Below are 13131 nucleotides of genomic sequence, written 5' to 3'. Positions count from 1 at the left end.
GTATGACGAGACAGTATTACGATGTTATTGGCGATATCCATGGCCATGCGGATGAGCTGATCAAGCTGTTACAGATTCTTGGCTATACAGACACAGGCGATGGTTATGCGCATCCTGAGCGTAAAGTTATCTTTTTGGGAGACTTTATCGACCGCGGTGAGCATTTGCGGCAACACCGTAAGCTACTGGCGCTGGTAATGAAGATGGTGGGTAATGGGCATGCGTTGGCGGTGATGGGAAATCATGAGTTTAATGCGCTGGCCTTTCACACTCTGCATCAAGGCGAATATCTGCGCCGCCGTACGGAAAAAAATATTCGTCAGCATCAGGCTTTTCTGAACGAGTTTGAATCTGAGCCTGATCTGAAGGAGGACATACTGGCCTTTTTCTATAGCTTGCCACTCTGGTTGGAGCTGGATGGCGTACGGGCGATTCACGCCTGCTGGCGCGATGACTATATCGATATTGTCCGTGCGCGCTCCCCCTGTGGTTTGCTGGATTTGGACATGCTGGTTGACGCGTCGACGGAAGGACATTTGATGTTCGCCGCGGTTGAGACATTGATCAAAGGCGTAGAGATAAGGCTTCCTGAAGGAATCGTGTTCCATGATAAAGATGGAACCGAGAGAGACGCGATTCGTGTGCAGTGGTGGCGACGCGACGCCAAAACTTTAGGAGACGTGGCGTTGCCTATAGGCTTGGATATTGGCGATGCCGCACAACTTCCAGCGCCGCAAACGATGCCCAAGTACGGAGAAGAACAGCCTCCTTGCTTCGTTGGCCATTACTGGCTGGCGGGCGAGCCGGCGCCGTTGACTCCCAATGTGGCCTGTCTTGATTACTCTGTCGCCAAGCAGGGTAAGCTGGTGGCGTATCGCTGGAGTGGCGAGTCGGTATTGCGGAAAGAAAACTTTGTTCATGCTTAAGCGTGAATTGTTCCCGATCAGGTTCGGGATAGGTGAAATACAGCAGAATGCGGCGTGAAGCCGGGTGGTAGTTGTCTCCTTACAGGATGCTGAAGGGACGTTTTCAGACGGAGCGATAGTAAAAAAGTATGATGAACGCGGAATCCATTAGATATTTACGGGAGCAGGGACGTCATGAAGATGCGTGCAGCCTTGCCGTGCAATTGACGGAAGATTTTCCCACCGACGCTGAGCTACAGTACGAGGCCGCCTGCGTTCACGACTATCTGGGCTTGGAAGCGGAGGCTATTCCGTATTACCTCAACGCAATCTCTGGGGATCTGCCGGATGAATTGTTGCGAGGCGCATACTTGGGGTTGGGCAGCACTTATCGCGCATTGGGAGAATATATGCTGGCGCTGAACGTGTTTGATGAAGGACTGGCGCAGTTTCCTGATGCGTGTGAGCTGCAGGTGTTCAAAGCCATGGCTTTGTTTAATGTCGGAGAATCTCAGCAGTCGGTTGAAGCGCTGTTGAAAGTGATCGCCGCAACATCACAAGACCCCTTTGTGCAGGAATACCGGAGAGCCATCGCTCTTTACTCCGAAGATTTGACGAGAACCTGGCGGGAATGAAAGAGTATTTTCATACTGACTCAAAAAGGACGAAGAAATGAATGGAATAAATAATGGCGTCAGTCTTTTCACTGGGGCGCGAGTAAATCTGAGATATTTGGCCGCTTGCTTACCGCTGCTTTTGGCGGCGCCGGCGGAGGTCCTGGCGGAAGGGGATTCCGCGGACCAAAGACAATCCGCTGCGAAATCCATGGTCTATCGGGTTGATAACGTCCAGGTGAACATACTGGAGAGTTATCCGCCTATGCTGGAGATCCGGGCGGAAGGCATGATCCCTACGGCAGGCTGGGAGCATGCGGAGCTGGTGGCCTTTCAATATATTCAGGCGCCCCCTGATGGGATATATGACTTCGGATTTGTCGCCATGCCTCCCGATCAACCGGCAGCGGAAGTTATTTCCTCTATGACGGTGACTTATCGCATGGCAGTGATACCAGATGGGCTGAAAGGCGTTCGCGTCCATGCTGAAAGCAATTCCAAAGCCGCCATGTTAGGTGACGCAGACGTATCGCAATCAAAGAAGATTTGCTTGAAAGGGCGGCTTACTGAGGAAGGCGTTGAATGCCCGGCATTCCGGGACGCGCAAGGGCGTTTATATACCCTGGGCGGCGATTTGGGTGGATATAGCCCAGGAGATGAGGTGTATGTTACGGGTGAAGCCGCTGAGTATTCATTCTGCATGCAGGGAGTCACCATCTCCGTCGATTACATCGGCGCTTCCGCTCCGAACTGCTATGACGTTACCCAACAGCAGAACACAGACTAGCCCGTCCAAGCTGGGAAAATGACCGCCGAAGCGCATTACCGCAAGACAAAACACCATTACGAAGAATGCAGTCAGTGGCTCAAACACGTTGACCGTCGGGGATAGTTCGGTCTCAACAGGCATTTCTCTGGACGACGGGACTGTTTCATGTGTTTTCGGCGTGCGCCTGCGCGGCGGCTAGCCGTGGGAGACGGGGCCTGGCCTGTGCGGGCCCTGTCGTTGCGGACAAATAGAAGGAAGCTATTTGTTTGCCTGGTTAATAATATCCCGACGGGCGCAATCTGGTTCGCGGGAACGATTACCGTTCTTGGCGAAATATACTCCAGAAAGTATGCGGGCGTGATATCTATTTGTATCTGACCGCTCGGCCAGAAATAGAGATGCATATTGTTTGGACTTGGATTAATGATTTCATCATGGCCCGTCTATCTGGTTGCTTGATGGTGGCCTCAATCCTTGTGTCCACTGTGCTTGAATGTCGGACAATCGTAATAATGTTTGATTGGGCGTGACATTGCAGTAAGACGTTATATGGGCGCCTGATATGCGAACGAGTAGTACAAGAAGAGTTCAATAAGTATCGGAGTCTTCTTGTAAATAGGGCAAAAAACAAGAAAACTTCGTCACGAAGACGAAAGGATATGTCTGTTCCATCTTGACAGGAATATCGCCCTGCATATACTTTGAGCAGTCTGTAAGTAAATCTGATATTTATGCAATACCATTTCGAAGTCCTGTCTATAGTCCTCGTCCTGTTTTCATAAGTAATAGAAAAACTTCCAGCAAAGCGGCCTTATGCAAGGCATTGATTTACCAAAGATTATTTTAGGATATGACTATGTCCAATACTGTTACCGGCACTGTAAAGTGGTTCAATGAATCCAAAGGTTTTGGTTTTATCGAGCAAGAATCCGGTCCTGACGTTTTTGCTCACTTCAGCGCCATCACTGGTTCTGGTTTCAAAACTCTGACCGAAGGCCAGAAAGTCGAGTTCACAATTACTCAGGGACAGAAAGGACCTCAGGCAGAGAACATCGTTCCGCTGTAAGCGGCGCATTTTGGGCGAACCTGAGCAATTTTTGTAAAGGGGTCGCCGTCTGATCGACAGATGAGACACAAAGGGCAGGGCTTGTCGCCTTGCCCTTTTTTGTTGTTTAAATATTGCCTGTAAAGTCTTTACGGCAACATGCTATCCCTCGATATCACCCATAGGAAACTCACCTTGAGCGCCACCGCTTTTTCCTCTCTTGCATTGCATTCCGAGCTGTTGACGAATCTATCCACGCTAGGGTTTCACGCGATGACGCCTATTCAGGCGCAAAGCTTACCTTCCATACTGGCCGGTAAGGATGTTATCGCTCAAGGCAAAACCGGGTCAGGAAAAACCGCGGCCTTTGGGCTGGGGTTGCTGAATAAGCTGGATGTAAAACGGTTTTGCGTGCAAGCGCTGGTTCTGTGTCCAACCCGGGAATTGGCGGATCAGGTTGCTAAGGAGATCCGTCGCCTGGCCAGAGCGATTCACAATATCAAAGTACTGACTTTGTGTGGCGGAATGCCCTTTGGACCGCAAATAGGTTCTTTGGAGCACGGCGCGCACATCGTGGTGGGAACGCCGGGGCGGGTGGAGGAGCACTTACGCAAGGGAACGCTGATGCTGGACCAGCTGCATACCCTGGTATTGGATGAAGCAGACCGTATGCTGGAAATGGGGTTTCAGGCAGCGCTAGACGCCATTGTTGAAAAGATGCCGACACAACGGCAGACGCTGCTGTTCAGCGCCACATATCCGAAGCAGATTCAGTCTGTCGCTGAACGGGTAATGCTCAATCCGGTTATGGTGAAGGTGGAGTCTGCTCATGATAACGCCAGTATTCAGCAGTATTTCTATAAAGTTGAAGGCGACTCGCACCGCTTGGAAGTGTTGCGACTGTTGCTGTTGCAATACAAACCGGAATCCACCGTCGTATTCTGCAACACCAAGCGCGAGACTCAGGAGGTGGCGGATATGCTGGTGAGCCATGGTTTTAGCGCGGTGGCGTTGCATGGCGATCTGGAACAGAGAGACCGCGATCAGACTCTGGTGTGCTTCGCGAATAAAAGCGCGTCTATTCTGGTCGCCACCGATGTCGCCGCCCGAGGCCTTGACATAGACGCCCTGGACGCGGTGATTAACTTCCACATCGCTCGTGACCCGGAAGTTCATGTGCATCGTATTGGGCGCACTGGCCGCGCAGGCGCCAGTGGGATTGCGTGCACGCTCTTCAGTGAGTCAGAGATGTACAAAATCGCTCGCTTGGAAGAATATCAAGAGATTATTGTCAGTGCGGAACCTGCCCCCGCAACCAGTTTGTTAAAAAACGCCGCCTACAAACCGCCAATGGAGACCCTGCAAATCGATGGCGGTAAGAAGCAGAAAGTACGTCCGGGAGATATTCTCGGTGCGCTGACTGGAGATAATGGCGTGGACGGCAAACTGGTGGGTAAAATCCATATTTTCGACAACTGCGCATACGTCGCAGTGGCGCAGAGCGTCGTCAAGCACGCAATGGATAAGCTGGGCAAAGGGAAAATGAAAGGGCGTTCGTTTCGAGTTAGAAGAATCAGGAGCTGAGGGCTCGGGGCTGACTCTGGTGAGCCTGCCCCAAAAATCCTGTGTAGAAGGCGGTTAGTTGCTCTTGCCCTCTTTGCGAGGCGCAGGGCGCCCACTGCTTGAGCCTCTTCTGCGTTGTCTACGGGGGGCGTTTGCATTATTCCTCGTCGCGCTATCCTGTCGAGGGCCTTTTTTCTCCGTCTTTCTGTCCTGTCCGCGTTGCTCTCCACTCTTGGCCGCTTTTGGCTTCTTAGGCTTGCGCGCACGCACTGGCTGAGTAGGAGTGCGTGACTCCGGTAGACGTTGCTCTGGTTCGAATCCTTCGATTTCTTCACGGGGCAGGCGCTTTTGGATCAGTCTTTCGATATCGGTAAGCAGCTTGAACTCGTCCGCGCTGACCAAAGATACCGCCTGTCCTTCCGCGCCAGCGCGGCCGGTGCGTCCGATACGGTGTACGTAATCTTCCGCCACTTGCGGCAGGTCAAAGTTGACAACCTGCGGCAACTGGTCGATGTCGATACCGCGCGCAGCGATGTCCGTCGCCACCAAAATCTGTACGCTCCCGGCTTTGAAATCCGCCAGCGCTTTGGTTCTGGCGTTCTGGCTTTTGTCTCCGTGGATGGCGGCGGCATTAATGCCTTTAGCGCAGAGTTGTCGCGTCAGGCGGTTGGCGCCGTGTTTGGTGCGGCTGAACACCAGGGCCTGATTCCAGTTGTTTTCGCGGATGAGGCGCGCCAACAAGGCGGACTTCTGCTTCTTGTCGACCGGGTGAATCCACTGTTTAACCGTTTTGGCTGTAGTGTTGGGCGGACTAACGGAGACCTCCACCGGATTGTTCACCAGATCTTTCGCTAATTTACGAATATCGTTGGAGAAGGTGGCGGAGAACATCAGGTTTTGTCGGCGCTTTGGCAATATATCCAGAATCTTACGGATATCGTGGATGAAGCCCATGTCCAGCATGCGGTCTGCTTCATCCAGCACCAATACTTCCAGGTCCTGGAAACGCACGGCGTTTTGATTGTATAGATCAAGCAGGCGACCTGGCGTCGCCACCAGAATGTCTACGCCGCGACGCAGTCGCATCATTTGTGGGTTTATTTTTACCCCGCCAAAAACAACGGCGGAGCGTAGCGGCAATTTACTGCTGTAGGTGGACACGCATTCGCCGACCTGAGCTGCGAGCTCTCGCGTTGGCGTCAGGACCAACGCGCGAGCCTGATTTGAACGCGCCCGCTCGCCTTTCGACAAACGTTCCAGGATGGGCAGTGTGAAGGCGGCGGTTTTGCCGGTTCCCGTTTGCGCCGCCGCCATAACGTCCTTACCTTCCAGGACCACAGGGATCGCCTTCATTTGAATGGGGGAAGGGGATGCGTAACCCTGTTCAGAAATAGCGTCGAGAATGGGGGCGGACAAGCCGAGGGAGGCAAAGCTCATATAGGATAACTTCTTCTTGCTGATTCGATATTGAGGCCAGCCTCGCTGGCGGATGTGCAGCTTACAGTAAGCATCCGCCCAGGACCATCATTTGAGCAGAGGACATGCCCCGATTGACAACGGCGCGGATAAGACTTTTCCAATGTTATTAACATGGCGATGATATCGGCCTGTTAATAATCAGGCGCGTGGAGACGTCTTCGCGGCGGTCGGCCGCGGGAGACAGGGCTTGACTTGTGCAGGCTCTGCCGTTGCAGACCAATAGAAAGAGGCTATTTGTCTGGCGGAATATTAGTAGAGGGCTGACTGGTTTCTTTCCAGAAGGGAACCCGCAAAGCCTCCCACGCTTTGGCTCTGGGCGTAAGTAATTCACGCAGGGGAGCGTAGGTAAAATACAGTAACGGCTGAATCCTTCGCGTTAGGTTAGAATGCTGCGCTTAATGGACGTTAGACCGCCAGGTCTTTGTTTTTATTGTGTTTTTATGTTGAGGATGTTTATGTCTAGATCCACAAGCATGGCTTTTGCCATGGCTATGTCATTAAGCTCTGCGTGTGCAAGCGCCTATGAGCACCAACTGGGCGCTTCTCTTGGCTTTGGCGATACCCGTGGCGAGAATTCTGATGTTGGCTTTCACGTACAGTTGAATTACAGCTATTACTTTCATCCATCCCTGGCGATTGAAGCTACCTGGTTCGCTCAGCAAAATATTACCTCTGGTTTTACTTCATATATTGGCAGTCTTGGAGAGTACTCGGAGTCTACCGAATATGATGGCTTCGCTCTCAGCATTAAAGGCGAAACCGCTCTCACCGAGAGATTTAACGCCTATGCGAAAGTGGGCGGCGCTTATACTGACTATGGTGTGAGTATTGATTACAAGGATGGTGACAGGAAGGATGAGGACAAGTCGTTCTCTGGCGTGCGCCCCTATGGAGGCCTGGGTTTTAATTGGAAGAGAAAGGAAGGCGGCTTCGGGGTGACGATTTTGGAATACCAATATATTGGTTTGCCTAAAGGCTCCCACTCTAACGTCTTTCTTACCGGCATCACTTACGCCTTCTAGTCTTTTTCTTTTCCGTAGTCGCTTTACTTTTGGCCCAGCGAGCTAGTTGCCGTTTTGAGTCTGTGGAGAGCTGGCTGCGCCGCGTCAGTGGTAGAGTCTGGCGGCCGTTTTGAGCAGTATATCGAGCGTGCAAATACGCTCATGCCTTTAACGGCCGCGCTTAATTATTAATGAAAGTCTTACCGGATATTCGCCGGCATTGTATGACTCTGGGCGACTGGTTTATCCCGGAATTTGTAGGGCGCGGCCCAATAATGGGCGAAAGGCGCTAAAAAGAAAGGGATCGAACAGGAGTGCTGATTATCGCTTAGCGACGAAAAGTCGCCTGGCTTTCTGCGTTATGATTGGCCTCGTCTTTTGATTTCAGACAAAACTCGCCGCCGCCTTCAAATCTGATTTTTATTCTGGCGTTTTCACAACGGATATCTTTGATAGTCTTGGACTTGATATTGAAAAGGGCTGCATAGTCCACTTCTCTTTCGCCGGCTCCGGGCTTATCGTCGAAGTCTTCCCACTCTTCCCAAAATCCTTTGCCTTCGTCCAGGAAAAAACGAAACCAGAGCTTATGGTCTGTTTTCAGGTTGAGTAAAACCGGCGTATCGTCGGTGCTGTCGACCTCCAGTAAGGCCTTAAATTCTCGTACCTTATAACCATTCAGTTTTTTTACGCGGAAGTGTTTATCTTGGAATTCTCTTGCCATATAGGTGTGGTGTCCACGGTGGGTTAATGGGAGGGAGGGGGGTACTGTACCCCTCCTGACACGTAAGAGTCCAGTTATAACCACCCCCACCCTGATATTAGCCACCGTGAACGCCCTGCATGGCCTGGGTTTTCTACCCCTAAACTACTGACCAGCGTCACAAAACCCCTAGGGGGTTAAAGTGTGTACAAAAATGCCGTCAGATCCTGCTTTTCCTGTTTGTTCAATTTAACGCCGAGCACTAAATTGAAAAATTCCACAGTGTCCTCCAAGGTCAGCAGGCGACCATCATGAAGATACGTCGGAGAATCTTTTATACCCCGTAGCGGGAAGGTCTTAATGGGACCGTCGGCGCCGGCGATCATGCCGTTGATCAATTCTTCATTGTAAAAACGCTCCACTTTCAGGTTATGCATTAAGTTGTCTGTGTAGTAGGGCGGTATATGGCAGGCTGCGCATTGTCCTTTGCCGAAGAATATCTCTTGGCCGCGCAGCTCCGACTCGGTGGCCTTGTCAGGGTTAAGTTTTCCGAACAAGTCCAGCTTGGGGGCTGGCGGAAAGTCCAGTAACGCCTGAAACTCGCCCATGAAGTGAACCTGGCTGCCTCGCTCAAGGATGTTGACCCCTTTCTTGGCAGCGATGACGGGGTCGCCATCAAAATATGCAGCGCGTTGCTCGAATTCTGTAAAGTCTTCAACCGTCTTTAACGCTCGCTGTGATCCGAACAGGCGTTGCACATTGACGCCGCGCAGGCTGGGAGTGTTGATGCGGTGACGGCGTTCCTGCGGGCGTATGTCGCCTACCAAGTGAGTTGCGTCGTTGGTGTGTCCGTTGGTGTGACAGTCAAAACAAGTCACACCCAAGCTGGGAAGCGCGGATCGACGGTCAGATGTCGCATTAAACTGCTGTTGTGGAAAAGGCGTTACCAGAAGACGCAGTCCTTCTAGTTGCTTGGGATTCAGGACGCCGGAAAACAGCTCGTAATAGTTCTGCAGCGTCACCTGTTTACCCTGGGAGACATCGCCAAGATCCGGTCGAGTGGTGAGATAAATCGGCGCAGGAAACTCCGGCAGAAAATGGGTTGGCATGACGAAGTCGAGATCAAAACGAGTCAGATCTCGTCCTTCCTGCTTTTTGATCTCGTCAATATGAAACTGCGGGAACAGCATGCCACCCTCGTTATGGTTGGGGTGGGGCAGAGGTAGGAATCCCTTGGGAAATACGTTTTTCTGTTTTATTTGGTCTGGCGTCATGGTCGTCAGTTGTTCCCAGGTGACGCCGTCAGCCAGCTTCACCCGTACGCCAGTCTGCACAGGTTTGCCCCTGGACATCTTGACCTCTGAAGAGGGATTGTCCGTCAGGTCGTAACGTTCTTCCAGCAGTGTTTGGTGACGACTGAGAACTTCCTTCTTGGCGTTTTCCATACGCTGCTTGACGCTATCGAAAGACTCTGAATCCACGACCGGCGCATACGAGTTTCCAACCGCCGCCTGTAGCGGAACGGCCAGCGCCAAGGTCAAAATGCCTGCGGTGAAGGCGTATCCATTGTGTTTATTCATGACTTTTCCCCTATCCAAACCAGTGAAAGTCAGTCTACACACCGCCTTTGTAGCGCGTGATTGATTGTCTAAATTACCGCGTTGCGCGCAAGTCGCGAGACAGGCTGCGTATCTGTTCCGCCGCCGCTAACGCCTTTTGCGCCAAACGTATAATTTCCTCGCCTTCTGGCGTAATTTCCACCAGATGCCGGTTACGCCGGAATATCTGCACGCCGAGGTAGTCTTCGCACTTTTTCAATTGAATACTGAGAGTGGATTGTGTGACGTGGCAGCGTTCGGCTGCGCGATGGAAGTGTAATTCCTCTGCGACCGCCACGATGTAAGCCAGTTCCTTCAGCGTCATCAGGAGCTCCTTTTTTTGTTATGAGACTTGGCGACATCCGCGTCGCTGAAGTCGCCGCGGGAGGATAAGTACAAACGGCGGCTTATCAAGCTTAAGATTAAAGCTGTTAAACAAAAGGCTCCAATTGATTACGCATAGCTTGAAAATAGGTTTTTTAAATGGAACTAACTTGCGTTTGTCCAATACTACAAGTAGAGGGGCGCACTGCCGATAACCTCGGCGCATCGCATTATTAACATACCAATATCATTACCATGTTAATAATTTGGGGATGGGATGGTGGCGTGAAGAAAGTGGGCTGGTTCGGGAAGTCAGGCTTTTCTACCCGGCTGTATAAGTCGCCTCACGCAGCCGGGTGGATAATCAATGCCGTGTTCAACCACCTTGGGCTGCGCTGAAGTCGATGTGTTCCTGTCTGAGCGCGGTAATAAAATCCTGAGTCCGTTTTTTTATCGAGGCGTAATCCAAGTGGTACTGCGTGTCATAAAAGGCGGTGGTAGGATACAGGCCCAACTGTGGCTCGCCGATCATCTGGACGCCCAGACTGGCGTAGAACGCCTTGATCTGCTGGAAACCTGACGTTTTGCGGTACTCAGGAAAGTCGATAGTATTCGGCCAGGTTGCGTACACTTTGATGTTATTGGATTTGGCGTACTCAACGAAGGATTTGATGGCTTGCGCGCCCCGTGATTCTGTATCGACGCCAATGTGAACCGGCTGATAGAGGGACAGGCGCCGCTTCACTTTATCAGAAACGGCGGGAAAGCTTTCGGGAAGTCTGTCGCCATGCTCATTGGAGTCGAAGGTATTAAGCTGTTTGTTCTCGTTAGCGGCGTAGCGCCAGACTTCAAGAATACGGGTGAGGTCCGTCGCCATCAGTCCTTCGATGATATTCGGCAGCGGCTTTTCCTTAAACCAGGATGCGGCGCACCCCAGGCCGTAGTTAAGCTCAATGGGGTTCCAACTGTCATGCGTATATTGGGGATACTCGAACGCCAGCAACGCGGTGTCTCCCGGTTTCAGCGCGCGTTTGGCCTCGCTCAGCGTCAGGTCGGGGCCCATGGATGCCTGCAGACCGAAGTTCAAGGCATTCAGGTTCAGCTCATCGCTTAACATCTGGGCGGAAAAGCCGGCGCGTACGCCAGAGCCGCCAATCAGCAATAAATTGGGTCCCTGCATGCGCTCCGCCAGCTCTATCCTGGCGTTCACTTGATCGCACAGCGTCTGCGACGACGCTGTTGGCCGCCCGATAGTGCTGGCTGTAATCGCGGTGTTAACCGCCATGAGGGCGGCGGCGGTAGCCAGCGCGCCGATGATAAATTTAAGCGGGTTGCCGCGCTCTTGCACCGAGTCAGGTTGAACGTGTGAGCGTGGCGTCTCGTTACTCTTCTTGGTCATGATTCAGGTCGTTTCCGTGTTACGAGTCCAGAAGCTTTAAAACTGAAAATACAGGAATTCGGTTTCCGCCGCGGCGTTGATGGCGCGCAGGGAGATATAGAGCAACACGCCCACTGCGACGGAACTCCAGGCCCGCATGCTGACCAGTGAGGGCAGGTAGCGGCGTGGCGCAGGCAGAGAGGGTTCAATCTCATCGAAGTCCGCAGTGGGGCGCTCTGAACGCAGCAGCTCCAGTGTACTGGGGGCGAAGAATGCAATGGCGGCGGCGGCCAGCGTCCAGATCAGTCCCATATAAAAGTCAGTGCGATAGTTCTCGGCGAAAAGTACAACTGAGTTTTGCAGGCCCAGTGCTTCAACTAATGGACGGAATTCCTCCGGCGCGGAAAGCCCGTGGAAACCGAACATGGCGTTATAGAACGCCATAGCGGCGTCGAAACTCTCGGCGCGAAACACCACCCAGGCGATAACTACGGAGAAGAACGTGATCGGCAGGGACAGATTTCCAATCAGGCCTTTGAATGGTTTCAGCAGCGGTTTGTCTGCTATAGCGCGCCAGCCATGGTTAATCATCAAGTAGGAGCCGTGCAGGCCGCCCCAGATGACGAACGTCCAGGAAGAGCCGTGCCACAGGCCGCCCACCAGCATGACGATCATCAGGTTGATATAGCGACGCCAGCGCGATACGCGTCCGCCGCCCAGCGGGAAGTAGAGATAGTCCCGTAAAAACCGCGATAAGGTCATGTGCCAGCGGCGCCAGAAATCGATGATGGAGCGCGACTTGTAAGGCGAATTGAAGTTGGCGGGCAGTTTTACGCCGAATAGCATCGCCAGGCCGATCGCCATTTCCGAATAGCCGCAGAAATCGAAGTAGATCTGGAAGGTGTAGGCGAGAGCGGCGGCCCAGGCAATAAAGAAATGTATGTCGCCGCCTTCGTGCGCTCGGGCGAAGAATGGCGTAGCGAATGCGCCAAGGGGGTCGGCGATCATGGTTTTCTTCGCCAGCCCGATGGCGAAAATCGCCAGGCCGACTGCAGCGAGCCGCATCATCTTATCGCTCGACGGCGGCGCCTCGAATTGGTTCATCATTTCCTTGTGATGAACGATAGGGCCGGCGATCAACTGGGGGAAGAAGCTCACGAACAGGCCGTAGCGGGCAGGGTCGGTGGCTTCGTCACTGTCGCTGCGGGCCACATCCACCAGAAAAGCAATTTGCTGGAACGTGTAAAAAGAGATGCCGATAGGCAAGGCCAGTTTGGGCCAGTCCAGTTCGATGCCGAGCAAACTTTCGATATTGCCCTCAATAAACCCGAGGTATTTGAATACGGCTAATAACCCCAGGTTGAAGCACAGGCCGACAATCAGGTCGCTGCGTTGTTTGCGGGTGCGGATGCGTTCGGCGATCCACAGGTTGACCGCCAGTGAACCAATCAGCAAAGGCAGGTAGCGCCATTCCCACCAGCCGTAAAAGCCGAGGGAAAGAATAAATAGAACAATAAACGCCGGGCGTTTCCCCAGCGCGCTGCGCGCCAGATAAAACAGCAACAACGACAGGGGCAGGAATACAAATAAAAATTCGTTTGAATTAAATAGCATACTTAAATAACGTCCCTGCATTATTTAATTGGGCGCAGGCAGAAACTATAGAAAATTCAACCCATACGCAGCCGCTGTCAAATCGGGATTTGATGGTTGCGAAAGTTGGATTAAATCCGGGTGTTGTTCTGATTGAGCAGA

The 13131-nt window shown here is 52.4% G+C and carries 12 protein-coding genes; 6 read left to right on the top strand and 6 right to left on the bottom strand.

Translation table 11 applies throughout. The annotated features are described in order from the left end of the window. Positions 1 to 2 precede the first annotated feature (2 nt). The 5 genes from AC2IBB_RS24015 to dbpA all read left to right on the top strand — a co-directional run bounded on the left by AC2IBB_RS24015 (position 3) and on the right by dbpA (position 4917). Complete coding sequence (locus AC2IBB_RS24015) at positions 3 to 926, top strand: metallophosphoesterase (protein WP_486329244.1); 924 nt, start codon at positions 3 to 5, stop codon at positions 924 to 926. 128 nt (positions 927 to 1054) lie between these two features. After that, a complete protein-coding gene (locus AC2IBB_RS24010; protein ID WP_486329243.1) occupies positions 1055 to 1540 on the top strand; it encodes a tetratricopeptide repeat protein in 486 nt (161 codons plus the stop codon). 37 nt (positions 1541 to 1577) lie between these two features. Beyond that, positions 1578 to 2306 (top strand): DUF5818 domain-containing protein, encoded by a 729-nt coding sequence (locus AC2IBB_RS24005; protein WP_486329242.1) that lies wholly within the window; start codon positions 1578 to 1580, stop codon positions 2304 to 2306. An 838-nt stretch (positions 2307 to 3144) separates the two neighbouring features. Beyond that, complete coding sequence (locus tag AC2IBB_RS24000; RefSeq protein WP_011398470.1) at positions 3145 to 3354, top strand: cold-shock protein; 210 nt, start codon at positions 3145 to 3147, stop codon at positions 3352 to 3354. A 174-nt stretch (positions 3355 to 3528) separates the two neighbouring features. Next, positions 3529 to 4917: an ATP-dependent RNA helicase DbpA gene (gene dbpA, locus AC2IBB_RS23995; protein WP_486329241.1), complete on the top strand. Its 1389-nt coding sequence runs from the start codon at positions 3529 to 3531 to the stop codon at positions 4915 to 4917. Positions 4918 to 4971: 54 nt separating this feature from the next. Here the strand turns inward: dbpA and AC2IBB_RS23990 are convergent, their stop codons facing one another. After that, on the bottom strand, positions 4972 to 6333 hold the full coding sequence (locus tag AC2IBB_RS23990; RefSeq protein ID WP_486329240.1) for a DEAD/DEAH box helicase: 1362 nt from the start codon (positions 6331 to 6333) through the stop codon (positions 4972 to 4974). A gap of 497 nt (positions 6334 to 6830) precedes the next feature. Here AC2IBB_RS23990 and AC2IBB_RS23985 point away from each other — a divergent pair, with 497 nt between their 5' ends. After that, entirely contained in the window at positions 6831 to 7397 is a 567-nt protein-coding gene (locus AC2IBB_RS23985) for an outer membrane protein (RefSeq protein ID WP_486329239.1), read from the top strand. A 307-nt stretch (positions 7398 to 7704) separates the two neighbouring features. Here AC2IBB_RS23985 and AC2IBB_RS23980 read toward each other — a convergent pair whose 3' ends face one another. From AC2IBB_RS23980 to AC2IBB_RS23960, 5 genes are all read right to left on the bottom strand, one after another. Then, a complete protein-coding gene (locus tag AC2IBB_RS23980) occupies positions 7705 to 8097 on the bottom strand; it encodes a hypothetical protein (protein ID WP_486329238.1) in 393 nt (130 codons plus the stop codon). Between the two features lie 176 nt (positions 8098 to 8273). Beyond that, a complete protein-coding gene (locus AC2IBB_RS23975) occupies positions 8274 to 9656 on the bottom strand; it encodes a cytochrome B6 (protein ID WP_486329237.1) in 1383 nt (460 codons plus the stop codon). A gap of 73 nt (positions 9657 to 9729) precedes the next feature. After that, complete coding sequence (locus AC2IBB_RS23970; RefSeq protein ID WP_486329236.1) at positions 9730 to 9999, bottom strand: LysR family transcriptional regulator; 270 nt, start codon at positions 9997 to 9999, stop codon at positions 9730 to 9732. A gap of 375 nt (positions 10000 to 10374) precedes the next feature. Then, positions 10375 to 11397 carry a hypothetical protein gene (locus AC2IBB_RS23965; RefSeq protein WP_486329235.1) on the bottom strand — a complete coding sequence of 341 codons (1023 nt, stop codon included), beginning with the start codon at positions 11395 to 11397 and terminating at the stop codon, positions 10375 to 10377. A 36-nt stretch (positions 11398 to 11433) separates the two neighbouring features. Then, positions 11434 to 12990: an MBOAT family O-acyltransferase gene (locus AC2IBB_RS23960; protein WP_486329234.1), complete on the bottom strand. Its 1557-nt coding sequence runs from the start codon at positions 12988 to 12990 to the stop codon at positions 11434 to 11436. Between the last annotated feature and the right edge of the window lie 141 nt (positions 12991 to 13131).

The organism is Hahella sp. NS-SX17, from assembly GCF_057367735.1.
Note: the sequence above shows the minus strand (reverse complement) of the source record. Positions and strands in the feature narration are given on the sequence as shown.